Annotated in this window: 21 protein-coding genes; 11 read left to right on the top strand and 10 right to left on the bottom strand. The window is 71.8% G+C overall.

Annotated elements, in window-relative coordinates; genetic code table 11:
- Positions 1-99 precede the first annotated feature (99 nt).
- The 10 genes from I847_RS0119010 (at position 100) to I847_RS0119055 (ending at position 11084) form a co-directional block, all read left to right on the top strand.
- Positions 100-1191 carry a mannose-1-phosphate guanylyltransferase gene (locus I847_RS0119010; protein WP_034610914.1) on the top strand — a complete coding sequence of 364 codons (1092 nt, stop codon included), beginning with the start codon at positions 100-102 and terminating at the stop codon, positions 1189-1191.
- A gap of 46 nt (positions 1192-1237) precedes the next feature.
- Complete coding sequence (locus tag I847_RS0119015; RefSeq protein ID WP_028050958.1) at positions 1238-2470, top strand: amidohydrolase; 1233 nt, start codon at positions 1238-1240, stop codon at positions 2468-2470.
- Positions 2471-2657: 187 nt separating this feature from the next.
- Complete coding sequence (locus I847_RS0119020) at positions 2658-3767, top strand: BMP family protein (RefSeq protein ID WP_028050959.1); 1110 nt, start codon at positions 2658-2660, stop codon at positions 3765-3767.
- A gap of 112 nt (positions 3768-3879) precedes the next feature.
- Entirely contained in the window at positions 3880-5442 is a 1563-nt protein-coding gene (locus I847_RS24900; protein WP_034610917.1) for an ABC transporter ATP-binding protein, read from the top strand.
- The gene (locus I847_RS0119030) at positions 5439-6683 is read left to right on the top strand and encodes an ABC transporter permease (protein WP_028050960.1); all 1245 of its coding nucleotides are present in this window, start codon (positions 5439-5441) and stop codon (positions 6681-6683) included. Before I847_RS24900 ends, I847_RS0119030 begins: the two co-directional genes overlap by 4 nt.
- Positions 6680-7963: an ABC transporter permease gene (locus I847_RS0119035; RefSeq protein ID WP_034610920.1), complete on the top strand. Its 1284-nt coding sequence runs from the start codon at positions 6680-6682 to the stop codon at positions 7961-7963. Before I847_RS0119030 ends, I847_RS0119035 begins: the two co-directional genes overlap by 4 nt.
- A 2-nt stretch (positions 7964-7965) precedes the next feature.
- Positions 7966-8361 carry a cytidine deaminase gene (locus tag I847_RS0119040; RefSeq protein ID WP_028050962.1) on the top strand — a complete coding sequence of 132 codons (396 nt, stop codon included), beginning with the start codon at positions 7966-7968 and terminating at the stop codon, positions 8359-8361.
- A complete protein-coding gene (locus tag I847_RS0119045; protein WP_028050963.1) occupies positions 8358-9641 on the top strand; it encodes a thymidine phosphorylase in 1284 nt (427 codons plus the stop codon). Before I847_RS0119040 ends, I847_RS0119045 begins: the two co-directional genes overlap by 4 nt.
- A 36-nt stretch (positions 9642-9677) precedes the next feature.
- Entirely contained in the window at positions 9678-9893 is a 216-nt protein-coding gene (locus I847_RS0119050; protein WP_028050964.1) for a hypothetical protein, read from the top strand.
- A 30-nt stretch (positions 9894-9923) separates the two neighbouring features.
- Positions 9924-11084, top strand: a complete 1161-nt coding sequence (locus I847_RS0119055; RefSeq protein WP_028050965.1) for an adenosine deaminase — start codon at positions 9924-9926, stop codon at positions 11082-11084.
- Positions 11085-11116: 32 nt separating this feature from the next.
- Here I847_RS0119055 and I847_RS0119060 read toward each other — a convergent pair whose 3' ends face one another.
- From I847_RS0119060 to I847_RS0119080, 5 genes are all read right to left on the bottom strand, one after another.
- The gene (locus I847_RS0119060) at positions 11117-11965 is read right to left on the bottom strand and encodes an aldehyde dehydrogenase family protein (protein ID WP_028050966.1); all 849 of its coding nucleotides are present in this window, start codon (positions 11963-11965) and stop codon (positions 11117-11119) included.
- Entirely contained in the window at positions 11962-13404 is a 1443-nt protein-coding gene (locus I847_RS0119065; RefSeq protein ID WP_028050967.1) for an aldehyde dehydrogenase family protein, read from the bottom strand. Before I847_RS0119065 ends, I847_RS0119060 begins: the two co-directional genes overlap by 4 nt.
- A gap of 9 nt (positions 13405-13413) precedes the next feature.
- Positions 13414-14397: a deoxyribose-phosphate aldolase gene (gene deoC, locus I847_RS0119070; RefSeq protein WP_028050968.1), complete on the bottom strand. Its 984-nt coding sequence runs from the start codon at positions 14395-14397 to the stop codon at positions 13414-13416.
- Between the two features lie 60 nt (positions 14398-14457).
- A complete protein-coding gene (locus I847_RS0119075; RefSeq protein ID WP_028050969.1) occupies positions 14458-16311 on the bottom strand; it encodes a phospho-sugar mutase in 1854 nt (617 codons plus the stop codon).
- Between the two features lie 71 nt (positions 16312-16382).
- Positions 16383-17225, bottom strand: coding sequence for a purine-nucleoside phosphorylase (locus I847_RS0119080; RefSeq protein WP_028050970.1), 843 nt, complete (start codon positions 17223-17225; stop codon positions 16383-16385).
- 33 nt (positions 17226-17258) lie between these two features.
- Between I847_RS0119080 and I847_RS0119085 the strand changes: the two genes are divergently transcribed.
- Entirely contained in the window at positions 17259-18722 is a 1464-nt protein-coding gene (locus tag I847_RS0119085; RefSeq protein WP_051275072.1) for an NAD(P)H-quinone dehydrogenase, read from the top strand.
- A 142-nt stretch (positions 18723-18864) separates the two neighbouring features.
- Here the strand turns inward: I847_RS0119085 and I847_RS0119090 are convergent, their stop codons facing one another.
- The 5 genes from I847_RS0119090 to I847_RS0119110 all read right to left on the bottom strand — a co-directional run bounded on the left by I847_RS0119090 (position 18865) and on the right by I847_RS0119110 (position 24992).
- Positions 18865-20832, bottom strand: a complete 1968-nt coding sequence (locus I847_RS0119090) for an endonuclease/exonuclease/phosphatase family protein (RefSeq protein ID WP_231384289.1) — start codon at positions 20830-20832, stop codon at positions 18865-18867.
- Between the two features lie 35 nt (positions 20833-20867).
- Positions 20868-22244, bottom strand: a complete 1377-nt coding sequence (gene efeB / locus I847_RS0119095; protein WP_028050973.1) for an iron uptake transporter deferrochelatase/peroxidase subunit — start codon at positions 22242-22244, stop codon at positions 20868-20870.
- 8 nt (positions 22245-22252) lie between these two features.
- A complete protein-coding gene (gene efeO, locus I847_RS0119100) occupies positions 22253-23458 on the bottom strand; it encodes an iron uptake system protein EfeO (RefSeq protein WP_028050974.1) in 1206 nt (401 codons plus the stop codon).
- 32 nt (positions 23459-23490) lie between these two features.
- Positions 23491-24366: an iron uptake transporter permease EfeU gene (gene efeU / locus I847_RS24905; RefSeq protein ID WP_034611236.1), complete on the bottom strand. Its 876-nt coding sequence runs from the start codon at positions 24364-24366 to the stop codon at positions 23491-23493.
- Positions 24367-24479: 113 nt separating this feature from the next.
- Positions 24480-24992 carry an NUDIX domain-containing protein gene (locus I847_RS0119110; RefSeq protein WP_028050975.1) on the bottom strand — a complete coding sequence of 171 codons (513 nt, stop codon included), beginning with the start codon at positions 24990-24992 and terminating at the stop codon, positions 24480-24482.
- Positions 24993-25005 lie beyond the last annotated feature (13 nt).

A 25005-nucleotide genomic window follows, 5' to 3' on the forward strand; every position in this document is an offset into this window, starting at 1 on the left:
CACTGTAGTGAACGACATCGACCACGACGCGACGTGGGGGGCCCGCTGTGAGGTACCGCACACGCGGACCTCCTGGGGCTGATCGCTAGCCTGACCCCTATGTCTGCGATCCCTGACTTCCATGCCGTCATCCCCGCCGGTGGCGCGGGCACTCGGCTGTGGCCGCTGTCGCGGGCCGGGCATCCCAAGTTCCTGCTCGACCTGACCGGCACCGGCCGCACCCTTCTGCAGGGCACCGTCGACCGTCTGCAGCCGCTGGCGGCGGGCATCCTCGTGGTCACGGGGACACGGCATGCGGACGCCGTCGCTGCCCAGCTTCCGGAGCTCGGGGCCCGGCAGGTGCTCGCCGAGCCGTCGCCGCGCGACTCCATGGCCGCCATCGGGCTGGCAGCGGCGGTGCTGCTGGAGCGGCACGGCGAGGACGTCGTGCTCGGGTCGTTCGCGGCCGACCACGTCATCTCCGGTACGGAGGCGTTCGAGCGGACCGTCCGGGAGGGGGTCGTGGCCGCGCAGGCGGGGTACGTCGTCACCATCGGGATCCGCGCCACCGAGCCGTCGACCGCCTTCGGGTACGTCCGGTCCGGACGGAGCCTGGGTCTCGACGAGGCGCCGAGCGCCCAGCACGTCGAGGGGTTCACCGAGAAGCCGGACGCGCTCACCGCGGCCGGCTACCTGGCCACGGGCGAGTACCGCTGGAACGCCGGCATGTTCCTCGTCAGGGCTCGGGTCCTGCTCGACCACCTCGCCGCCCAGCTCCCCGCGCTCGCGGCGGGTCTGGTGGAGATCGCCGCCGCGTGGGACGGGCCGGACAAGCAGGCCGTCCTCGACCGGGTCTGGCCCGGGCTGACCAAGATCGCCATCGACCACGCCATCGCTGAGCCGGTCGCCGCGGCCGGCGGTGTCGCGGTGGTGCCGGGCGACTTCACGTGGGACGACGTCGGCGACTTCGCCTCGCTCGCCGGGCTCCTCGCCGGCGGGACCCTCGGCGACGCGTCCGCCGTGCAGCGCATCGACGCCGACGGCTCGCTGGTCGTGACCGGGGACGGCCGGACCGTCACAGTCATCGGGCTGCCCGGGGCGGTCGTCGTCGACACGCCCGGCGCCATCCTCGTGACCACCCGGGAGCACGCCCAGGCCGTGAAGCGAGGAGTCGACGGCTGGCGCGCCCAGGGGCGCGACGACCTCCTGTAGGTGGACCCGCATCCCCTGCGCCGCTGGCCGCGGCTAGGGTCGATCCGTGCCTGACCTCACCACCGTCGCCGCCCTGAGCTCCCTGCGTCCCGCTCCCACCGAGCCGGTCGCCGGACGGCTCGCCTCGCTCTACGACGGCCTCCGCGACGAGCTCGTCGCGGTCCGTCGGGACATCCACGCGCACCCCGAGCTCGGTCGCACCGAGGTTCGGACGACCGGTCTGCTCGCCGAGCGGCTGCGTGCCGCCGGCCTGGAGCCCCGCCTGCTGCCGGGCTCGGGGCTGGTCTGCGACATCGGTCCGGGGCCGGCGGTGACCGGGCGGCAGCGGATCGCCCTGCGTGCGGACCTCGACGCGCTGCCCGTCGTCGACACGACCGGTCTGCCGTGGGCGTCGACCACCCGCGGGATCGCGCACGCCTGCGGCCACGACGTGCACACCGCGTCGGTCCTGGGGGCCGGTCTGCTGCTGGCGCAGGTCGCCGACGAGCTGACGACGGGCGTGCGTCTCGTGTTCCAGCCGGCCGAGGAGGTCCAGCCCGGCGGCGCACTCGACGTGATCGCCGCGGGCGGGCTCGACGGCGTCGGGCAGATCTACGCGTTCCACTGCGACCCCAAGGTCGACGTCGGCCAGGTCGGGACGCGCATCGGGCCGATCACGTCGGCCAGCGACGAGGTCACCGTCACGATCTCCGGCTCCGGCGGGCACACCTCCCGACCGCACCTGACGGGCGATGTGGTCTTCGCGCTCGGGCAGGTCATCACACAGGTGCCGGCGATCCTCGGTCGGCGCCTCGACCCTCGCTCGGGCGTCAACCTGACCTGGGGAGCGGTGCAGTCCGGCTCCGCGCACAACGCCATCCCGGCGAGCGGCGTGCTCCGCGGCACGCTGCGCTGCCTGGACGTGCGGGCGTGGGAGAAGGCTTCGGAGGTGTTCCAGGCGGCGGTCGAGAACGTCGTCGCGTCGCTCGAGGTGGAGGTCGAGGTGCGGCACCACCGCGGCGTGCCACCCGTCGAGAACGCCGAGCACGCCACCACGGTGCTCGAGGAGGCGGCACGTGTCGTCCTCGGGGCGGGCTCCGTCCTGCTGACCGAGCAGTCCCTGGGCGGCGAGGACTTCGCCTGGTACCTGACCAAGGTGCCCGGCGCGATGGCCCGGCTGGGCACCCGGACGCCCGGCGGCCACACGTACGACATCCACCAGGGAGACCTGCGGGTCGACGAGCGCGCGGTCGAGGTCGGAGCCCTCTTCCTCGCCAGGGCTGCGCTTCTCGCCGGCTGAGACGATCCGTCCGCCACCTGGTCGGAGGTTCCAAGTTCGTAACGTTACCTGCGGGTATACGCGCCAGTAACATGCGCGACACGCGCGGCTGACTAGTGTCCGAAGCATCAATGCGGGGGCGGTGTCCGTCGGCCCACTGGCCGACGAGCCCGCCCGCGATTTTGCTGACGAGATTCAGGAGACGCCCGTGAAGAAGATCATTCGAGTGGCTGCGCTCGGCGGGGCGCTCGCGCTCGCGCTTGCGGCGTGCGGCAGTGCCCCCGAGGACACGCCCTCGTCCTCACCTTCGTCGTCGGGCGGGGCCATGGCCTCCGACTTCAAGGGCTGCATCGTCTCGGACTCGGGTGGCTTCAACGACAAGTCGTTCAACGAGTCGGCCCTCAACGGCCTCAACAAGGTCAAGACCGACCAGGGCATCCAGACGGCGCAGGCAGAGTCCAAGACGGACGACGCGTACGCGCCGAACATCAACAACCTGATCAGCCAGGACTGCAACATGATCGTGTCGGTCGGCTTCAAGCTGTCGACCGCGACCGGTGACGCCGCCACGGCGAACACGGATGTCGACTTCGCGCTCGTCGACTCGCTGCCCACCGACGCCGACGGCAAGGCGATCGAGCTGCCGAACGTCAAGCCGCTGCAGTTCGACACGGCCCAGGCCGCCTACCTCGCCGGCTACCTGGCCGCGGGCACGTCGAAGACCGGCAAGGTCGGCACCTACGGTGGTCTGGCCATCCCGACCGTCACGGTCTTCATGGACGGCTTCGCCGACGGCGTCGCCAAGTACAACGAGGTCAAGGGCAAGGACGTCAAGCTGCTCGGCTGGGACAAGGGCACCCAGAAGGGGCTGTTCAACCCCCCGGAGGCGCCGTTCGCCCCCGGTTCCGGCAAGGCCAACGCCGACTCGCTCGTCGCCCAGGGCGCGGACGTCATCCTGCCCGTCGCCGGTGGCGCCGCACTCGACGCCCTGACCACGGCCAAGGCCACGCCCGGGACGCTCGTCATCTGGGTCGACTCGGACGGCGCGCTGGTCAACCCGGACTCGTCGTCGGTGATCCTCACCTCGGTGATGAAGCTCATCGACGCGGCAGTCGAGTCGGCCGTCACCGACGCAGCAGGGGGCAAGTTCGACGCCGCTCCCTACGTCGGGACGCTCGAGAACGGCGGTGTCGGTCTGGCGCCGTATCACGACCTCGATTCGGCGGTCCCCGCCGACCTGAAGGCCGAGGTCGACCAGCTGAAGGCCGACATCATCTCCGGGAAGATCACCGTCGAGTCGCAGAGCTCGCCGAAGTAAGGCACGCAACGATCGAGCCGGCCCGGGCGCCACGGAACCGGGCCGGCTCGCTCGCGTTCACGACCTGCGGGTTCTAGTGTTCGAGCAGGTCATTCGCTGAGGAGGGCTGCACGTGCTGCTGGAGCTGCGTGGCATCACCAAGCGGTTCGGGCCGCTCGTGGCCAACGACCACATCGACCTCGTCATCGAGCCGGGGCAGATCCACGCCCTGCTCGGGGAGAACGGGGCGGGCAAGTCCACCCTCATGAACGTCCTGTTCGGGCTGTACGAGCCCGACGAGGGCGAGATCGCCGTGGACGGTTCGGTCGTGGGGTTCCGGGGACCCTCCGACGCGCTGGCCGCCGGGATCGGCATGGTGCACCAGCACTTCATGCTGGTACCCGTCTTCACGGTCGCCGAGAGCGTGATGCTCGGGCACGAGCTGACGAAGGGCTCCTTCCTGGACCTGGACTCGGCCCGCGCCCAGGTGCGCACCCTCTCCGAGCGGTTCGGGTTCGACGTGGACCCGGATGCGCGCATCGAGGACCTGCCGGTCGGGGTCCAGCAACGCGTCGAGATCATCAAGGCGATGGCTCGCGACGCACGAGTGCTCATCCTCGACGAGCCGACCGCTGTGCTGACGCCGCAGGAGACCGACGAGCTGATCGAGATCATGCGTCAGCTCGCCGCAGCCGGGACGTCGATCGTCTTCATCACCCACAAGCTGCGCGAGGTGCGCGCCGTCGCTGACGTCATCACGGTCATCCGTCGAGGACGCGTGGTCGGGTCCGCCGCACCCACGGCCCCCGAGACAGAGCTGGCCGCGATGATGGTCGGCCGCGCCGTCATGCTCGAGCTCGACAAGGCGCCCGCCGAGCCCGGCGCGGTGGCGCTGTCGGTGCGCGACCTGCTCGTGCTGGACGGTGCCGGGACCCGGGTGGTCGACGGGGTGTCGTTCGACCTGGCGCGCGGTGAGATCTTGGCGATCGCCGGTGTGCAGGGCAACGGCCAGTCCGAGCTCGCCGAGGCGATCGTGGGGCTGTCGACGCCCCTGCGCGGGTCGATCCTCCTCGAGGGCACCGAGCTGGTCGGGCTCTCGGTGCGCGACGTGCTCGACCACGGCGTCGGCTTCGTGCCCGAGGACCGGTCGCACGACGGTCTGGTGGGGGACTTCAGCGTCGCCGAGAACCTCGTCCTCGACCTGATCTTCGACCCACGGTTCCGTTCCCCCCTCGGCGTCGACCTCGCCGCCGTCCAGGCCAACGCGACCCAGCGGATCGAGGAGTACGACATCCGGACGCAGGGCCCCGGCCAACCGGCCGGCCGGCTGTCCGGCGGGAACCAGCAGAAGGTGGTCGTCGCTCGCGAGCTGTCGCGACCGCTGCGCCTGTTCATAGCGAGCCAGCCGACGCGCGGCGTGGACGTGGGGTCCATCGAGTTCCTGCACCGCCGCATCGTGAGCGAACGGGACACCGGGACCCCGGTGATCATCGTGTCCACCGAGCTCGACGAGGTCAGCGCGCTGGCCGACCGGATCGCTGTGATGTACCGCGGCAAGATCATCGGCGTCGTGCCGGGCGACACCCCGCGCGACGTGCTCGGCCTGATGATGGCCGGCGTCCCGCTCGACGACGCCCGACGGCAGGCCGCCGAGAACCCCACGACCGAGACGAAGCTCGAGGAGGGCGACCTGTGACGGACGAGCTGGTTCCGGACCAGGCTGACGCCCCGCCGGCCGCGCCCCCGCCCAAGGACCCCACCGAGGACGCCGCAGCATCGTGGCTGCGCCGCGTCTCGTCCAGCGGGTCGACGGTCACCGTCCTGGCGTTCGTGCTCGCGCTCGTGATCGGCGGCATCCTCATCGCCGTCGTGAACCCCGCGGTGACCGCCGCTGCGCACTACTTCTTCGCTGCGCCGCTCGACACCTTCGAGGCTGCGTGGACGGCCGTGAGCGAGGCGTACTCGGCACTGTTCCGCGGGGCGGTGTTCGACTACCAGGCGGACACGTTCGCCAAGGCCATCCGCCCGCTGACGGAGACGATGACGGTCGCGACGCCGCTGATCATCGCAGCGCTCGGTGTCGCCGTCGCGTTCCGGGCCGGCCTGTTCAACATCGGCGGCCAGGGTCAGGTCATCATGGGCGCGAGCCTGTCCGCCTACATCGGGTTCACGTGGCACCTACCGGCCGGGATCGCCTGCGTCGTCGCCCTGCTGGGCGGCCTGTTCGCCGGTGCGGTCTGGGGCGGCATCGCGGGCGTGCTGAAGGCGCGGACCGGCGCTCACGAGGTGATCGTCACGATCATGCTCAACTACGTCGCCATCTCGTTCCTGGCGTACTTCCTGACCACCGAGGCGTTCCGGGTGCCCGGGTCGGCCGAGCCGAAGTCCCGGACGGTCCGGCCGGAGGCCCAGCTCCCTCTGCTGTTCGGGTCGCAGTACCGGGTCACGTGGGGATTCGTCATCGCGATCCTCGCCGCCGTGTTCGTCTGGTGGCTCATGTCGCGCTCGCGCATCGGGTTCCAGTACCGGGCCGTCGGGTTCAACCCCAACGCGTCGCGCACCGCCGGATTCTCGGTCCAGCGCATCACCGTCTACGTGATGCTGACGTCCGGTGCCCTTGCCGGCCTGGCCGGTGCCGTGCAGCTGCTGGGGACGTCCAAGTACCTGACCGACGGCATCGCCGGCACGATCGGGTTCGACGCGATCACGGTGGCGCTCCTCGGTCGCTCGAAGCCGCTCGGCATCTTCTTCGCCGGGATCCTGTACGGCGGCCTCAGCGCCGGCGGCCGTTTCATGGAGGCGGTGACCGGCACCCCGATCTCCATCGTCCTTGTCCTGCAGGCGCTCGTCGTCCTGTTCATCGCGGCGCCGTCGCTGGTCCGCACGATCTTCCGGTTGCCAGCGCCCGACGCCGAACTCAAGGGAGCGACCGCATGAGCACGGTGATCGAGGACCGACCGGTTGCCGACGCACCCGTGATGTCTGCCCGTCCCGCTCTGCGTGTCCCGATCACGCTCGGCGTGCTGGGCGTCATCGCGCTGCTGGCGTTCGGCCTCGGCTCGGACTCGGGCATGGACTCGACGTTCAACCTCTCGTTCCGGACCGACGTGGTGCAGCTGCCCGACCTCGTGGTGCCGACCAAGGGGACGTGCCTGGTGCTGTCCCTGCTGTGCCTGGGGATCGCGGCGTACTCGTACTTCCTCGCCACCAGGCTCCGGAAGACCCCCATGTGGCTGACCGCGCTGTACGGCGTGGCGTGGGTGTTCGCCTTCCTCGTCTGGGCGATCGAGGGCAAGTCCACGTCGCTGGTCGACCTGCTGCAGGGCTCGCTGCTGCTGGCGGTCCCGATCGCGTTCGGGGCGTTCGGCGGGGTGTTCTGCGAGCGGTCGGGCGTGGTGAACATCGCGATCGAGGGCCAGCTCCTCGCCGGGGCGTTCGCAGCGGCCGTCGTCGCGAGCGTCACCGACAGCGTCTACCTCGGTCTGCTGGCCGCCCCGGTCGCCGGCTGGCTGCTCGGTCTGCTGCTCGCTCTGTTCACCGTGAAGTACGCGGTCAACCAGATCATCGTCGGCGTCGTGCTCAACGTGCTGGCGGTCGGCTTGACCAGCTTCTTGTTCGCGGCCGTCCTCAAGCCGAACGCCGAGACGCTGAACACGCCGCCGCTGCTGCAACCGATCGCGATTCCGGTGCTGTCGAAGATCCCCGTGCTCGGCCCGGTGCTGTTCCGGCAGACGATCATCGTCTACGCCATGTACGTCATGGTCGTCGTGCTGACCCTCGCCCTGTTCCGGACCCGCTGGGGGCTGCGGGTCCGTGCCGTCGGGGAGCACCCGGAGGCAGCGGACACGGTCGGTATCCAGGTCAACCGCACGCGGTGGCGCAACGTCATGTGGGGTTCGGCGACTGCCGGGTTCGGTGGCGCGTTCTTCACGGTCGGCTACATCGGGGCGTTCGGGCCGGAGATGTCCGGCGGCAAGGGGTACATCGCCCTGGCCGCGATGATCCTGGGCCGGTGGACGCCGATCGGGTCGCTCGGTGCGGCGCTCCTGTTCGGCTTCGCGACGAAGCTCGTGTCCGCCCTGTCCGTCCTGGGCACGCCGGTGCCGAGCCAGTTCCTGCAGATGCTCCCGTACCTGCTGACGATCTTCGCCGTCGCCGGGTTCGTCGGTCGAGTGCGCGGTCCGGCTGCGGCCGGTGTGCCGTACCTGAAGGGGTAGCGGTGGACATCGACTGGGACGCCCTGCGTGCCGCAGCCACCGACGTCATGCACCGCGCGTACGCGCCGTACTCGGACTTCCCGGTGGGCGCCGCCGCGCTCGTCGACGACGGTCGCGTGGTGGTCGGCTGCAACGTCGAGAACGCGTCGTACGGGGTCACGCTCTGTGCGGAGTGCGCGCTCGTCTCGGGTCTGCACGTGTCCGGTGGTGGGCGGCTCGTGGCGTTCACGTGCGTGGACAAGCACGGCAACGTCCTGATGCCGTGCGGCCGGTGCCGTCAGCTCCTGTGGGAGCACGGGGGAGCGCGGCTCCTCGTCGAGACCGTGCACGGGGTCAGGCCGATGACCGAGGTGCTCCCCGACGCGTTCGGACCGGCCGACCTCGAGGAGCGGGCATGAGCTTCGACGCCGTCGACGTCATCGTCGCGAAGCGGGACGGGCACCGGCTCACGGATGCGCAGATCGACTGGGTGGTCGACGCGTACACGCGCGGGGCGGTGGCGGAGGAACAGATGTCCGCGCTGACCATGGCGATCCTGCTCAACGGGATGGACCGCGTCGAGATCGCCCGCTGGACCGCTGCGATGATCGCGTCCGGCGAGCGGCTGGACTTCTCCCGGCTGTCCCGGCCGACCGCCGACAAGCACTCCACGGGCGGCGTCGGCGACAAGATCACGCTGCCGCTCGCGCCCCTGGTCGCGGTGTTCGGAGTTGCCGTGCCGCAGCTCTCGGGCCGCGGGCTCGGGCACACCGGCGGGACGCTGGACAAGCTGGAGTCGATCCCCGGCTGGCGTGCGGCGCTCAGCAACGACGAGATGATGACGCAGCTCGAGGGCGTCGGAGCGGTGATCTGCCAGGCGGGTTCGGGGCTCGCGCCCGCCGACCGCAAGCTCTACGCCCTGCGGGACGTCACGGGCACCGTCGAGTCGATCCCGATGATCGCCGCGTCGATCATGAGCAAGAAGATCGCCGAGGGCACGGGCGCGCTCGTGCTCGACGTCAAGGTCGGCTCGGGTGCGTTCATGAAGGACGTGGACAGGGCGCGCGAGCTGGCCCGCACGATGGTCGAGCTCGGCACGGACGCGGGCGTGAAGACCGTCGCGCTCCTCACGGACATGTCGACGCCTCTCGGCCTGACCGCCGGCAACGCGCTCGAGGTCCGCGAGTCCGTCGAGGTGCTGGCCGGCGGAGGTCCCGACGACGTCGTCGAGCTCACCGTGGCGCTGGCGAGCGAGATGCTCGCCGCCGCAGGGGTTGCGGGTGATCCGGCGGCTGCGCTGGCCGACGGTCGCGCCATGGATGCCTGGCGGCGGATGATCGCCGCGCAGGGCGGGGACCCGGACGCTTCCCTGCCCGTCGCGCGCGAGACCGAGCAGGTGCTGGCCGAGGTCGACGGGACCGTCACGGTCCTCGACGCCTACGCGGTCGGCATCGCGGCGTGGCGCCTCGGTGCGGGGCGGGCACGCAAGGAGGACCCCGTGCAGGCGGGCGCGGGCGTCGAGCTGCACGCGCGGCCCGGCGACATCGTCCGGGCCGGCCAGCCGCTGCTCACGCTGCACACGGACACCCCGGAGCGGTTCCCCCGGGCTCGGGAGGCACTCGCCGGTGCCGTCGTCGTCGCCCCGACCGGCGCTCCCGTCGGGGTGCGGCCGCTGGTCATCGACCGCATCGAGGCCTGACGGGCGCGTCCGGTGAGCCAGGGGCACGATGTCGCTATGAGCACTGTTCCCGGGAGTGACGCCTGGCGGGATGCCGGACTGGTTCCGGTGGACCCGAACGGTCCGTTGAGTCTCGCCGACGACACGGACAGCACGGACGACGAGGACTACGAGCCGGGGTTCGGTCGCGCCGACCTCGACGGGCGGGCCGACGAGGCGGACGTGGTCGAGCAGGACACCGAGGTCGCTGAAGACGACGACGTCCTGGGGTGACCAAACCGGACAGTTCGGTACGGTGAGGCCATGAGCACCCCCGCCGAGACCTCTGCCGTCGTGCCCACCGACGACACCGCCGCTCGCGCGGACGAGCGCGACGCGCTCGTCGCGTCGATCCCCGGACTGCCCAAGGTCCTCCTGCACGACCACCTCGACGGTGGCCTGCGCCCGCAGACGATGGTCGAGCTGGCCGCCGAGGTCGGCCACCAGCTGCCCGCCGCGGACGCCGAGGCGCTCGGCAGCTGGTTCTACGACGCCGCGTCGTCCGGCACGCTGCCGCTGTACCTGGAGACGTTCGACCACACGATCGCGGTGATGCAGACCGAGGAGCAGCTGCGTCGCGTGGCGCGCGAGTCCGCGATCGACCTCGCGGCAGACGGGGTGGTCTACGCCGAGCAGCGCTACGCGCCCGAGCAGCACCTGCGCAACGGCCTGACGCTCCAGCAGGTGGTCGACGCCGTGCAGGCCGGGTTCGCCGAGGGGGTCGCCGAGGCGGCCGCGGAGGGCCGATCCATCCGCATCGGCACCCTGGTCACCGCGATGCGGCACGCCGACCGCTGGGACGAGATCGCCGAGCTGACGCTGGCCAACCGCGACAACGGCGTCGTCGGCTTCGACATCGCGGGGGCCGAGGACGGCTTCCCGCCGTCGCGGCACATCTCCGCGTTCCACACGCTGCGGGACGCCAGCTTCCCGGCGACCGTGCACGCCGGTGAAGCCGCGGGCTACGACTCCCTGGCCGAGGCCGTGCACCTTGCGGGCGCGGCCCGCATCGGCCACGGCGTGCGGCTCGTCGAGGACATCTCCACCGACGAGCTCGGCGACAAGCTCGGGCTCCTGGCGCACTGGGTGCGCGACCGGCGCATCCCGCTGGAGCTGTGCCCGTCGTCCAACCTGCAGACGGGCGGCGCGCCGTCGATCGCCGAGCACCCCGTGACCCGCCTCAAGCGGCTCGGGTTCGCGGTCACCGTCAACACCGACAACCGGCTCCAGTCCCGCACCTCGCTGTCCCGGGAGCTGACGCTGCTGGTCGAGCAGGCCGGCTGGACGCTGGACGACCTGCGCGACGTCGCGGTCACGGCGGCCTCGCACACGTTCCTGCACCAGGACGAGCGCCAGTCGCTCATCGAGAACGTGATCCTGCCCGCCTACTCCGCAGCCGCCCGGCCGGGGCGCCACCGCGCGTAGCGGCCGGGACGGGCGAGCTGTGCCCGGGAGGACTAGATCAGGCCCTTCGTGTGCCAGACCGTCTTCGTCTCGGTGAACGCCGTGATGCGGCCGAGCGACTGCCCGACCTCCTCGGGCGCGAGCACGCGCTTGAGGGTGTCCGCCGCCGCGATCTGCAGGTCCACCCAGTCGAGATCACCCGCGCCGGCCAGGTCGAGCCCGTTGACATCGGCGTGGCTCGCCAGCCAGGGCGTGATCTCTGCCGGGGAGCCGGTGAGCACGTTGACGACGCCCTTGGGCACGTCGCTGGTCGCGAGCACCTCGGACAGGCTGATCGCGGACAGGGGCAGCCGCTGCGACGCCACGACGACGACCGTGTTGCCCGCGACCAGGGCCGGAGCGACGACGGACACCAGACCGAGCAACGACGAGTCCTGTGGCGCGACGATGGCGACCACCCCGCTGGGCTCCGGCACGGAGATGTTGAAGTACGGCCCCGCGACGGGGTTGGCGTTCCCGACCACCTGCGCGTACTTGTCGGCCCAGCCCGCGTACCAGACCCACCGGTCGATCGCGGCGTCGACCTGCGCCGTGGCCTTGGCCGCGGACGCGCCCTCGACGTCGACGATCTCCGCGACGAACTGCTCACGGCGTCCCTCGAGCAGCTCGGCGATCCGGTAGAGCACCTGCCCGCGGTTGTACGCGGTCGCACCCGACCAGCCGGACACCGCCGCGCGGGCAGCCACGACCGCGTCGCGGGCGTCCTTGCGCGACGCCTTCGCGGCGTTGGCCAGGAATGCGCCCTTGGCGCTCGTGATCTCGTACGTGCGGCCCGACTCGCTGCGCGGGAACGCCCCGCCGATGTAGAGCTTGTACGTCTTGGGGACAGCGAGGCGGCTCACTTGGTCGCTCCCTGCAGGTACGCGGCGATGCCGTGCCGGCCGCCCTCCCGGCCGTAGCCGGACTCCTTGTAGCCGCCGAACGGGCTCGACGGATCGAACCTGTTGAACGTGTTGGCCCAGATCACGCCGGCGCGCAGCTGGTCGGCGACGGCGAGGATGCGGCTGCCCTTGTCGGTCCAGATGCCCGCCGACAGTCCGTACGGGGTGTTGTTCGCCTTGGCGATCGCCTCGGCCGGCGTGCGGAACGTCAGGACCGACAGGACCGGTCCGAAGATCTCCTCGCGAGCGATCCGGTGGCTCGTCGAGACGTTGTCGAAGATCGTCGGCGCGAACCAGAACCCGTTCGCGGGGATCTCGCACGCCGCGGTCCAGCGCTCGGCACCCTCGGCCTCGCCGACATCGCTCAGAGTGCGGATCCGTTCGAGCTGCGCCGCGCTGTTGATCGCTCCGATGTCGGTGTTCTTGTCGAGCGGGTCGCCCAGGCGAAGCGTCGAGAGGCGGGCCTTCAGGCGGTCCACCACCTCGTCGTGCACCGACTCCTGGACGAGCAGGCGGCTGCCGGCACAGCAGACGTGCCCCTGGTTGAAGAAGATGCCGTTGACGATGCCCTCGATGGCCTGGTCGATGGGCGCGTCGTCGAACACGATGTTCGCCGCCTTGCCACCCAGCTCCAGGATGACCTTCTTGCGCGTGCCGGCGGTGCTCTTGGCGATCGCGCGCCCGACCGGCGTCGAGCCCGTGAACGCGACGATGTCCACGTCCGGGTGCCCCACCAGCGGGACGCCGGAGTCACCAGCGCCCGTGATGATGTTGACGACCCCGGGCGGCAGGTCGGCCTGCTGCACGATCTCCGCGAACAGCAGGGCCGTCAGCGACGTGGTCTCCGCAGGCTTGAGCACCACCGTGTTGCCGGCGGCGAGCGCGGGCGCGATCTTCCACGCGAGCATCAGCAGCGGGAAGTTCCACGGGATCACCTGCGCGGCCACGCCGCGCGGCGCGGGCGAAGCGCCGAGACCCACGTGATCGAGCTTGTCCGCCCAGCCGGCGTAGTAGAAGAACCAGGCGGCGACCAACGGCACGTCGACGTCGCGGCTCTCCTTGATCGGCTTGCCGTTGTCCAAGCTCTCCGCCACGGCCAGCTCGCGCGCCCGCTCCTGGAGGAGGCGCGCGATCCGGAACAGGTACTTGCCACGGTCGCTGCCCGACAGCTTCGACCACGTCGTCGTGTACGCCTTCCGGGCGGCGGCCACAGCGGCGTCGACATCAGCCTCGTTCGCGTGCGCGATCATCGCGATCTGCTTCTCGGTGGCCGGGTTGATCGAGGCGAACGGGGTGCCGCCCCCGGCCCGGAACTCGCCACCGATGAACAGCCCGTACTCGTCGCGAAGGTGGAGGACCGCCTGGGACTCGGGTGCCGGGGCGTAGTCGAGGAATGTCATCAGGGGGCCTCAGTCGATCGTCACGTAGTCGGGACCGGAGTAGTGGCCGGTCGCCACCTTCTGGCGCTGCAGGAGCACGTCGTTGAGCAGGCTGGACGCCCCGAACCGGAACAGGTGCGGCGTCAGCCACTCCTCGCCCGCAGTCTCCGCGACGGTCACCAGGTACTTGATCGCGTCCTTCGAGGTGCGGATGCCGCCCGCGGGCTTCACACCGACCTGGTGACCGGTCAGGCGGTACCAGTCGCGCACCACCTCGAGCATCAGGAGCGTGACCGGCAGGGTCGCCGCGGGCGACACCTTGCCCGTCGACGTCTTGATGAAGTCGCCGCCGGCCAGGATGCCCAGCCAGCTCGCCCGGCGGACGTTGTCGTAGGTGTTCAGCTCGCCCGTCTCCAGGATGACCTTGAGATGGGCGTACGTGCCGTCGGCGCGTCGGCACGCCTCCTTGACCGCGGCGATCTCGTCGAAGACCTGCCCGTACCGGCCCGCCAGGAAGGCGCCGCGGTCGATGACCATGTCGATCTCGTCGGCACCCGCGGCGACCGCGTCCGCCGTGTCCTCCAGCTTGATCGAGCGCGACGCCCGGCCGCTGGGGAACGCCGTGGCGACCGCCGCGACGGCGATCTCCCCGTGCGCGGCACCCAGAGCCTGCACCGCGTGGGGCACCATGTCGCCGTAGACGCAGACCGCGGCGACCCGGGGGCAGGTCAGGTCGCCGGGATCGGGCGTCACGGCCTTCGCGACGAGGGACCGCACCTTGCCGGGCGTGTCGGCGCCCTCGAGGGTGGTCAGGTCGATGAGCCCGATGATCCGGTCGAGCGCCCACGCCTTCGAGGTCGTCTTGATCGACCGCGTGCCGAGCCCGGCGGCACGCTGCTGCAGACCGACCGCGTCGACCCCAGGGATGCCGTGCAGGTAGCGACGCAGGTTGGCGTCGTTCGGCTCGCCGCCGATCAGTGCGAGCGCGCGGTCCGCGTGGACGATCTCCGTCATGACAGGTCCTCGCTGTTCCTCACACGTTGATCTTCGCTCATCCGAGCGCGACGAGCGCACCTAGATCCCGAGCGCGACCCGCACGTCGGCGGCGACGGCGTCCAGGCGCCTGCGGGCCTCGTCGCGGGCGTGACCCAGGGCCTTGCCGTCCGCGTGCGAGCCGACCGGCTGGATGACCTCGAGGTAGGCCTTGATCTTGGGCTCCGTGCCGCTCGGGCGCACGACGACACGCGTGCCGTCCTCGGTGAGCAGACGCAGTCCCTCGGTCGCCGGCAGGCCGTCGCGGTCGTCCTCGGTGCCGGCCGCGAGATCCACCACCGCGGTGACCGGGGAGCCGCCGAGGCTGCGCGGCGGCGTCCGCTTGACCGAGTGCACCAGCGGCAGGATCTCGGCCTGGTCGACGAACCGGGCAGAGACCTGGTCGGTCAGGTGCAGGCCGTACGTGCGCGCGATGTCGTCGAGGGCGTCGAGGAGGTTCCGTCCGTCCGCGTGCAGGCGGGCCGCGAGGGAGGCCACGAGCAGCGCCGCGGAGATCCCGTCCTTGTCGCGCACGTGCGCCGGGTCGACGCAGTAGCCGAGCGCTTCCTCGTACCCGAAGGCGAGGTGGTCGACCCGCGAGATCCACTTGAACCCCGTCAGCGTCTGCGCGTACCCCAGGCCCGCCGACTGGGCGATCTTCCCGAGCAGCCGCGACGAGACGATCGAGCTGGCGAACGTCGGTGTCGTCGCGTCCGGGTCGGCGTCCGCCGCGAGCCAGCGCGCCACCATGGTGGTGCCGAGCAGCGCACCCGTCTCGTCGCCGTGCAGCATCCGCCACCCCTCGGCGCTGGCCGTGTCCGGGCCGCGGTGGCTGCGGTGCCGCGGGTCCTGGACCGCGACGGCACACCGGTCCGCGTCCGGGTCGAGCGCGATGACCAGATGGGCGTTCTCGTCGCTCGCCAGGCCTGCCGCCATGTCGATCGCGCCGGGCTCCTCCGGGTTGGGGAAGGCGATCGACGGAAACTCGGGATCGGGGTCGAACTGCTCCGGCACGACGACGACGTGCCGGAAGCCGGCCCGCGCGAGCACGCGCTGTGCCACCTCGCCCCCGACGCCGTGCAGCGGCGTGAGCACGATCTTCAGCCGGCCGGCCGCGGCCTGGCTCGCCTCGTCGGAGCCCGCGAGGGCGACGACGGCGTCGACGTAGGCGTCGAGCACGTCGGAGCCCAGCACCGTCCAGCCGGTGGTGGCGCGCGGGACCGACGCGACCGACGGGACGTGGGCGATCTCCGCGGCGATCGCGGCGTCGGCGGGCGGGACGATCTGCGAGCCCTGGCCGGAGCCGGTGACCACCCGGCCGCCGAGGTAGACCTTGTAGCCGTTGTCCTCGCGGGGGTTGTGGGACGCCGTGACCATGATCCCCGCGTCCGCGTCCAGGTGCCGCACCGCGAAGGCGAGCACGGGGGTCGGCAGGCTCTGCGGCAGCACCAGGACCTCGATGCCGACCGCCGTCAGCACGGCCGCCGAGTCGCGCGCGAAGTCCACCGACTTGTGGCGCGCGTCGTACCCGATCACGACCCGTGGCCGTGGGTGCACACCGTCGAGCTCACCGAGCAGGTAGTCCGCCAGACCGGCGGCGGCGCGGATGACCACCGCGCGGTTCATCCGGTGCGGACCGCCCCCCAGCCGCCCGCGCAGACCCGCGGTGCCGAACTGGAGCAGGCCGGTGAACCGGTCGGCGAGCTCGGCGCGGGCCGCGCGGCGGGCCTCGATCGCCTGCCGCTGCGTCGGGTCCGGCTCCGCCGTGTCCGGGCGCTCCGCGTCGGCCAGTGCCAGTAGCCCTCGGAGCTCGTCGGCCGTCTGCGGATCCGGGTCGTCCTCGATCCAGGCCTGTACGCGCGTCCGGAGGTCTGCCCACGCATCGTCGCCGGTCATGTGGCCAAACTACTCACGCCCGCGAGCGAGCGCTCACCAAGGACTCCGCACGCCCACGGGCGCGAGCTCTGTCAGAGCATCCGGACGATCTCGGCCAGCAGCGCGCTGATCCGCGGACCGGCGGCGATGCCCGCCTCGATCACCTCCGCATGGGAGAGCGGGGTCGGGCTGATCCCGGCGGCGAGATTGGTCACCAACGAGATGCCCAGGACCTCCAGCCCTGCGTACCGCGCCGCGATGGCCTCCAGGCCGGTCGACATGCCGACGAGGTCGCCGCCGATGACACCCGCCATCTTCACCTCGGCGGGCGTCTCGTAGTGCGGACCGGGGAACTGCACGTAGACGCCCTCGTCGAGTGTCGGGTCGACCTCGCGCGCGATGGCCCGCAGTCGCGACGAGTAGAGGTTCGTGAGGTCGACGAACGTCGCACCCTCCAGCGGCGACGTCCCTGTGAGGTTGACGTGGTCGCTGATCAGCACCGGAGTGCCCGGCCCCCACGCGAGGTTCAGACCGCCGCAGCCGTTGGTGAGCACCACGGTCTTGGCGCCGGCCGCGGCGGCGGTCCGCACGCCGTGCACGACTCGTCGGACCCCGCGGCCCTCGTAGAGGTGCGTGCGGCTGCCGAGCACGAGCGCGTGCCTCACGGGTGTGCCGGGCGCCCCGTCGAGGCGGATCGAGCGGATGGTCCCGACGTGCCCGACCACCGCCGGCGCCGAGAACCCCGGCACCTCGTGGCTGGGCAGCTCCGCGACGGTGTCGCCCAGGAGGTCCGCCGCACCGCCCCAGCCCGAACCGAGCACCAGCGCGACGTCGTGGGTGGGCACCCCGGTCGCCCGTGCGATGTAGTCCGCGGCGGCCCGTGCGACCTGGAGCGGGTCGGCGGCCAGGTCGTCGAGAGATGTGACGTCGCTCATGGTCGAAGGCTAGCCCGCCCACCCGGTGGCGACATGGCGGCAGAATGGATCACCGTGAGCACCCCGGAGCAGCAGCCCGTCAACCCTCGCGTCGTCATCGTCGGTGGCGGACCAGGTGGGTACGAGGCGGCGCTCGTCGGCCGACGACTCGGCGCGGACGTCACCGTCGTCGAGGCGGCGGGCCTCGGTGGTGCGGCCGTCCTGACCGACGTCGTGCCCTCGAAGACCCTGATCGCGACCGCCGAGTGGATGACGATCGCCGACCGCGCCCCCGAGCTCGGGATCCGGCTGGACGGGACGGCCCTGGACGGTGCGGCCCTCGACCTCCTGCGGCACCGCATCGACCTGGCAGCCGTCAACACCCGCGTGAAGGCGCTCGCGGCCGCGCAGTCCGCGGACATCCGCGCCCGCCTCGAGCGCGAGGGCGTGCGGATCGTCCTCGGCCGCGGTCGTCTCGACGGGCCGTCGCGGGTGCTGGTTTCCACCCCCGAGGGGGCCGACGACCTGGCGCTCGACGCGGACGTCGTCCTCGTCGCGACGGGCGCCACCCCGCGGGCGCTCCCCGAGGCCCAGCCGGACGGCGAGCGCATCCTGACGTGGACGCAGCTGTACGACCTGCCCGAGCTGCCCAAGAAGCTGATCGTCGTCGGGTCGGGTGTCACCGGCGCCGAGTTCGCCGGCGCGTACACGTCGCTCGGCGCCGAGGTCGTGCTCGTGTCCAGCCGCGACCGCGTGCTGCCCGGCGAGGACGCCGATGCCGCACAGCTGCTCGAGGACGTGTTCAAGGCCCGCGGCATGACCGTCATGTCGCAGTCGCGTGCGTCCGGTGCGGTCCGGACCGCCGACGGGGTCGAGGTCACCCTGGCCGACGGGCGCGTCGTGGAGGGGTCGCACGTCCTGTTCGCGGTCGGGTCCATCCCGACCTCGCGCGGTCTGGGTCTGGAGGAGGCGGGCGTCCGGCTGACGGCGTCCGGGCACATCGAGGTGGACAAGGTCTCGCGCACCACCGTCCGAGGCGTGTACGCGGCCGGCGACGTGACCGGTGTGCTGCCCCTCGCGTCCGTCGCCGCGACGCAGGGGCGGCTGGCGATGGCGCACGCGCTCGGTGACGCCGTCGCGCCGCTCTCGCTGCGGGGCGTGTCGTCGAACATCTTCACGCTCCCCGAGATCGCCACGGTCGGGTTCTCGGAGGCGCACATGCAGGAGCAGGGGGTCAAGTACTCGGTCAGCATGCTGCCGCTGGCCCGCAACCCCCGCGCCAAGATGCTGGGCGTCCGCGACGGGTTCATCAAGCTCTTCGCCCACGCCGGGACGGGGACGGTCCTGGGTGCGGTCATCGTCGGCCCGCGGGCGAGCGAGTCGATCTTCCCCCTGGCCCTCGCGGTCAAGTACCGGATCACCACCGACCAGATCGCCGAGACGTCCACGGTCTACCCGTCGTACTCAGGCACGATCGCCGAGGTCGCGCGCATGCTCCACCACCGCATCGAGGACTGACGCTCGGGCCGCTGTCCCGGTCCGGAGCCTCGAGAACAACGTTGTGCACGCCAACGCGTCCCATAACGTCGTTCACGTTGTTCTCGGGGCTCCGCGCGGTCGCTAGCCTCCGGTGATGCGCCAGGTCGACGGCCGGCGCGCGTCAGCCGGGGGTGCGGAACCTTGCGACCAGCGGCAGATGGTCCGACTCCGTGTGGCCGGTCAGGACGTGCGCCGACTCGAACGTCACGCCCTGACCGAAGATCCAGTCGATGCGTTGCGTCGGGTCCAGGCTCGTCGACGTCTTCGCGGACGGGTCCCCGACCTCGTCGATCGCGCTGGTCCAGCCCGCATCGGTCAGCAGGGCGATCTCGGGGGAGCCGGGTGCCGCGTTCAGGTCGCCGGCGAGGACGGCCGGAGGGGCGACCGGTTCAGCCGACGCCAGCGCGTGCAGCTGGTCGAGACGGGTCGGCGTGTTCGAGGCCCGGTGCTGCAGGTGCACGGACGTCACGCGCAACGGCACCCCGGAGGCCGTGGTCACGGTCGTCGCCAGCGCCGAGCGGTCCTGGGGGCCGGCGCCGTAGGGCAGGTCGTGGATCGCGACCTGGGTCAGGTGCGAGCGGGACAGCACCGCGTTGCCGAACTGGCGGTCCGCGGCGGGCGCGAAGTGGATCGTCATGCCGAGCCGACGGGACAGCCACGTCGCCATGTCCGCACCACCGCCGAAGATCCAGCCGCGCTCGACCTCCTGCAGGGTCACGACATCGGGGTGCTGGGCCTCGATCGTCGCCGCGATGTCTTCGAGGTCGACACCGGTCAGGGGAGAGACGCCGTAGTGCAGGTTCCAGTCGACGAGCGTGAGGGTGTCCGATCCCGCGCGTGCCGGGACGGTCGGGGTGGACAGGGCGACCAGCCCGATGGTCGCCACGACGAGCGTGGGCAGCACGAGCAGGCGCACCGAGGCCATGCTGCGCGGAAGCCGGTCGGTCGAGTACATCGTCGACGGCGTGTACGTCGCCGTCCCCACGGGCGGCGTCCGGCGGCGCAGGCCCGACAGGGCGAGGGCGAGTGCGGTTCCGACGAGGACCCAGGCGTTGTCGACAGGCAGCGGCAGGTCGTAGTCGAGCATGTAGACCAGCAGGGGAGCGATGGTCAGGACGCCGACGACGAGCGCGGCGGCGGCGGTCCGTGACAAGCCCCGGGGCGCGGGTCGATGCGCGCTGAACGCCGCGGAGAGCACCACACCGATGCAGATCTCGAGCACGGTGATCGCGACGAGAGCCCCGACGCCGGTGAGCCAGAGCGCGCAGCCGACGCCCACGACGACCAGCACCGCAGCGCCGACCCGCCAGCGGGCCGACCACTGGGTCGGCCGGAGCAGGAGGCCGGCGCCGACCAGGTTCCCTGCGACCACCACGATCCCCGCGGTGCGCAGCGACGAGCCCGACTGGGAGGCGGCGAACGCGGGATTGGCCACGATCGTCGCGGCGATGGCCAGGAACGGTCCGAGGGCCCAGAGCCGGCGTGGTCGGCCGGTCGGCTCGGTGTCCGCCGTGGTGAACGCCGCGAGGCCACGGGCCGTCGCCAGCAGCAGCCCGCCCACGACGACGGCGAGCACCCAGCCGGACCAGCCCGGCTGCCACAGCGCGTCCCAGGTGCCCAGGAGCAGCTGCAGGCCGATCGAGAGCCCGCAGCCGAGCACCAGCCCGACGGCCGCCTGCCGCCCGCCGGAGGGGCGTCCGGCGACGAACGCGACGGCGAGCGTGAGCACACCGACCGCCACGGCGACGGTCAGGAGGCCGACGACGTTCAGCGCGATCCCGTCGAGACCCTGGATGAGGATCCGCAGCACGGCGAGGAGCGCCGACCCGATCAGCAGCGTACGGGCGTCGGGGGTGCCCGTGGTGCGGCGTCCGATCGCGAGCACCAGCGCGACGACCAGGCCGGCTCCGGCATAGGCCCCGAACGCGGCCAGCGCCGCCTCGAACGTGCCGACCGCGAACGCCCGGTCCAGCAGCGGCCCACTGGCGCGCACCATCTCGAGGGTCACGACCGTCAGGAGGGCGACGAGCCACACCCGGGTGGGTGTGCCGGCGTCGAGCGGGGTGCGCGCCGGCTGCTCAGTGGTCACGCGCGGCACAGTACCGCTGTGCCCGTCGCGCGAGCTCAGCTGAAGAGCGCTTGGCCGATGTAGGGGCTCTGCTCGGTGGTCACCGGCGTGCCGTCCGACCCGAGCACCAGTGACCCCTCGGGCAGTCCCGGCGGGACCGCGAAGAGGCCGGACCCCGTGTGCGTGAGGTACTCCATCAGCCCGTCCTTGCTGGACAGCGCCGTCTGCATCGGGATGTAGTGCGTCCGCGGGTCCTTGACGAAGGCCAGGAAGAAGAGCCCGGCGTCCAGCCGCCCCAGGCTGTCGTTGCCGTCCGTGAAGTTGTAGCCGCGCCGGAGCATCCGTGCACCCTTGTTCTGACTCGGGTGCGCCAGGCGGACGTGCGAGTCGAGGGGGATCAACGGCTTGCCGTCGCCTCCCTTGGCGGCGAGGTCCGGCTCCGTGAACTCGGTGCCGCCGGACAGCGGCGCGCCCGCGCCCTTCGTCCGGCCGATCAGGCCCTCCTGCTCCCCGAGCGAGGTGCGGTCCCACGTCTCGATGCGCATCCGGATGCGGCGTGCGACGAGGTAGGAGCCGCCGGCGAGCCATGCCGACGACGACGTCAGCTCCTCGGCCGGCACCCACACGTGCTCCTCGAGGTCGGCGGTCTCCTCCGCCTTGACGTTGGCCGTGCCGTCCTTGAAGCCGAAGAGGTTGCGCGGCGTGAGCTGGGCGGTGCTCGTCGACGAGGTCCGCCCGTAGCCGAGCTGGGTCCACCGGATCGTCGCGCTGCCGAACGCGGCGCGGGACAGGTTGCGGATCGCGTGCACGGCGATCTGGGGGTCGTCGGCGCAGGCCTGCACGATGAGGTCGCCGTCGCTGCGCGCGGGGTCCAGGTCGTCGGCGGCGAAGTGCGGCAGGTCCACGAGCCCCTCGGGGAGCCGGTCGGCCAGGCCGAACCGGTCCTCGCCGGGCGTGCCGTCGGGTGAGGGCGTCCCGACGAACATCGACCGGCCGAACCCGAAGGTCAGGGTCAGGCCCGCGGGGAGCAGGTCGGCGGCCTCACCGGTGTCGTCGGGCGGAGCGTCGTAGGGACCGGACGCGGGACCGTACGGGCCGGCCGAGAGGCCCTGTGTGAGTCGCGCCGCGATCGTCGTCCACGTGCGGAGCAACGCGACGAGCTCGTCGCGGGACGTCGTCGTCAGGTCGAACGCGGCGAGGTAGAGCCGGTCCTGCGCCGGCGTGACGATGCCCGCCTGGTGGAGGCCCGTGAACGGGTACGTGCCCGGCGCGGTGGACGCGGCGACCTCGGGTGCGGTCGCGCGACCGACGCCGAACCCGGTGGCGGCGGCGAGGCCGACGGCGAGCCCGCCGCCCAGCCCGAGGAACCCCCGCCGCGAGATCCGGGAGGGTCCGGGCTGGTTGGCGGGCTCGGCGCCGCTCTCGTCCGACACGTGGCCCCTCAGCTGCTGGTGACGGTGGTGGTGAGCTGTGAGAGCGGCTCGGCGAGCGCGTCGACCGCAGCGGCGAGGGCCTTGACCTGCGCGTCCGACAGCTTGTCGTAGGAGGTGAACCCGGACTCGATCGAGCCCTGCTCCGTCAGGAGGCCCTGCAGCTCGGTGAAGCGCGCGGTCAGCTGCTCGGCCAGGTCGGGGTCCTGCGCCTGCACGACGTCGGCGAGGACCTCGTACGCGACGCGCGCGCCGTCGACGTTGGCCTGGAAGTCCCAGAGATCGGTGTGCGACCAGATCTCCTCCTCGCCGGTGACCTTTCCGGTCGCCACCTCGTCGAGCAGCTCCTTCGCGCCGTTGGCGATCTGGAACGCCTCGAACGTGAAGTCGGGACTGTTGACCTGGTCGGCGAGCACCTGCGTGTACTTCACGAGGTCGGCGGCGGCCGCGTCGCGCTCCTGCGGGGTCAGCGGCACGTAGGCCACCCCGCCGTTGGCGTCGGGTCCGGGCTGCCACAGGTCCTTCTCGATCAGGTGCCAGCCGCTCCAGGGGACGCCCGCCTCCACGTCCGCCTCGCGCAGGTCCAGGAGCGGGTCCAGCTCTCCGAACGACTCGGCGACGGGCTCGATGCGCTCCCAGTGGGCGCGGGTGCCGGCGTACAGATCGCGTGCGGCGCGGTCGCCACCCTTGGTGTAGGCCTCGGCGAACGCCTGCGTGCCGGCGAGGAGCTCGCCGACCTGGTCCTTCACGTACGCGACATACTGCGCCTCGGCGGCGGACAGCTGCTCGGCGGCGCTGCCCGTGGGGCCGACCGCGGCACCCGAGTCGGTCACGGTGAACGTCGAGCGGATGCCGTCGCCGACCATGCCGGGCTTGCAGGCCGTGTAGTAGGTGCCCGGCTTGACCTGGGCGACCAGGTCGCGGCTGAGGCCCGGACCGACGTTCTCGACCTCGGCGACGACCCGCAGACCGTCCTTGGCGAGGAGGTAGAACTCCGTCACGTCGTCGCCGGCGTTGGTGACCGCGAAGGTCACCGTGCCGGACGGCGCCTGGGACGCGGAGACCGTGCAGGCGTCTGCCGTCGACGTCACCGAGATCGCGTCCGTCGAGGACGTCGCCGTCGAGCCGGGAGCGTCGTTCGAGACGCACCCCGTGGCGAAGGGCAGCACGAGGACGGCCAGGGCGCTCGCGGACAGGACGGTACGGCGGCGGGACATGGGTCTCCTCTGAGACGTCGTGACGCTGAGGGTCAGGCGGCGGAGGCCGTGACGACGGGGGCGGCCGGCGCGGGGCGGGACGGCGCGTGACCCCAGGTGGTACGGATGAAGAAGAACAGTGTCGGGACGATGTACGCGACCCACACGACGGCCTGCAGCCAGGTGGTCTCCGGGGAGAAGTTGAAGACACCCTTGAGGACGGAGCCGTACCAGCTGGTCGGCGGGATGCCCGCGGAGACGTCGAACGCGAGGTTGTCCAGGCCCGGCAGGATCGTGGCCTCCTGCAGGTCGTGGACGCCGTAGGACAGCACACCGGCGGCGACGACGATCAGGAACAGCCCGGTCCAGGCGAAGAACGTGCGCAGGTTGAGCTTGAGCGCGCCGCGGTAGACCAGCCAGCCGAGCACGACGGCGGTGGCCAGGCCGAGGGCTGCGCCGACCAACGGTGCGGCGTTCGGCGTCGCGCCGGGCGCGTTGGCGCTGGTCGCCTGGGCGCCCGCCCAGAGGAACAGGGCCGTCTCCAGGCCCTCGCGCCCGACGGCGAGCAGCGCGACGACGAGGACGGCCTTCTGACCGCCACCGATGGCGTCGTCGAGCTTGCTGTGCAGGCCCGACTTCATGTGCCGGGCCGTCTTGGCCATCCAGAAGATCATCCAGGTGATCAGGCCGACGGCCGCGACGGACAGGAAGCCGCCGATGGCCTCCTGCGCCGTGAAGGAGAGGCGCTGCGGGCCGAACGTCAGGAGTGCACCGAATCCGAGCGAGACCAGGACGGCGATGCCGACGCCGGCCCACAGTGCGGGGAGCTGGTCGCGCCGCTCGGTCTTCACCAGGTACGCCACGAGGATGCTGACGACCAGCGCGGCTTCGAGGCCCTCGCGAAGACCGATGAGGTAGTTGGCGACCATGAGCACTTCCGTCAGGGGGACCGTGAGGAGAGGCTTACCTCACTGGTCGGCGAGACTACCCCTAAGGGTGCCCTTAGTGCGACCCCGTCACCCGCCCAGCCGTGTGACTCGGCTCACGGGCTCACCGGCTCGACCTGGTCGGGTGCGTCGAGCCGATCGCGCAGGGACGGCCACGCGTCCGCGAACGCGGGGAGCAAGGGCAGGGCGGCGACGTCCTCGACAGGGACCCAGCGCAGCTCGATGCTCTCGGCGTCGGTGACCGACGGTTCGACGGGAAGGAGCTCGTCGGCGACCACGGTCGTGTAGGACCAGTCCGGGTGCTGCAGGACGTGCTCGCTGCGCAGACGGACGCTCGCGCGGTCGATGCCGGCCTCCTCGGCGGCTTCCCGCAGCGCGGCGTCCGCGGCGCTCTCCTGCGGCATCCGGGCACCGCCGGGCACACCCCAGGTGCCGCCGTGGTGGCTCCAGCGCGCACGGTGCTGAAGGACGACAGCCGTCGCGCGGCCGCCGTCGTCACGCCGGACGAGCAGGAGGCCGGCGGCGCCGAACAGACCCCAGTGCCGCAGTCCGCAGCCGCACTCCACCCAGCCGTCGCCGGGCTGGCGGGGGCGGTGCGGCGGCTCCACGTCGGACGAGGTG

The sequence above is a fragment of the Cellulomonas sp. URHD0024 genome, from assembly GCF_000426185.1.
Lineage (GTDB): Bacteria > Actinomycetota > Actinomycetes > Actinomycetales > Cellulomonadaceae > Cellulomonas.

What these genes read in the sequence shown, in the direction of transcription:
- deoC (WP_028050968.1), bottom strand. Translation starts at nt 14,397, where the DNA reads ATGACGGAGATCGTCCACGCGGACCGCGCGCTCGCACTGATCGGCGGC.
- I847_RS0119075 (WP_028050969.1), bottom strand. Translation starts at nt 16,311, where the DNA reads ATGACCGGCGACGATGCGTGGGCAGACCTCCGGACGCGCGTACAGGCC.
- I847_RS0119035 (WP_034610920.1), top strand. Translation starts at nt 6,680, where the DNA reads ATGAGCACGGTGATCGAGGACCGACCGGTTGCCGACGCACCCGTGATG.
- I847_RS0119085 (WP_051275072.1), top strand. Translation starts at nt 17,259, where the DNA reads ATGGCGGCAGAATGGATCACCGTGAGCACCCCGGAGCAGCAGCCCGTC.
- I847_RS0119065 (WP_028050967.1), bottom strand. Translation starts at nt 13,404, where the DNA reads ATGACATTCCTCGACTACGCCCCGGCACCCGAGTCCCAGGCGGTCCTC.
- efeO (WP_028050974.1), bottom strand. Translation starts at nt 23,458, where the DNA reads ATGTCCCGCCGCCGTACCGTCCTGTCCGCGAGCGCCCTGGCCGTCCTC.
- I847_RS0119010 (WP_034610914.1), top strand. Translation starts at nt 100, where the DNA reads ATGTCTGCGATCCCTGACTTCCATGCCGTCATCCCCGCCGGTGGCGCG.
- I847_RS0119080 (WP_028050970.1), bottom strand. Translation starts at nt 17,225, where the DNA reads ATGAGCGACGTCACATCTCTCGACGACCTGGCCGCCGACCCGCTCCAG.
- I847_RS0119055 (WP_028050965.1), top strand. Translation starts at nt 9,924, where the DNA reads ATGAGCACCCCCGCCGAGACCTCTGCCGTCGTGCCCACCGACGACACC.
- I847_RS0119050 (WP_028050964.1), top strand. Translation starts at nt 9,678, where the DNA reads ATGAGCACTGTTCCCGGGAGTGACGCCTGGCGGGATGCCGGACTGGTT.
- I847_RS0119045 (WP_028050963.1), top strand. Translation starts at nt 8,358, where the DNA reads ATGAGCTTCGACGCCGTCGACGTCATCGTCGCGAAGCGGGACGGGCAC.
- efeU (WP_034611236.1), bottom strand. Translation starts at nt 24,366, where the DNA reads ATGGTCGCCAACTACCTCATCGGTCTTCGCGAGGGCCTCGAAGCCGCG.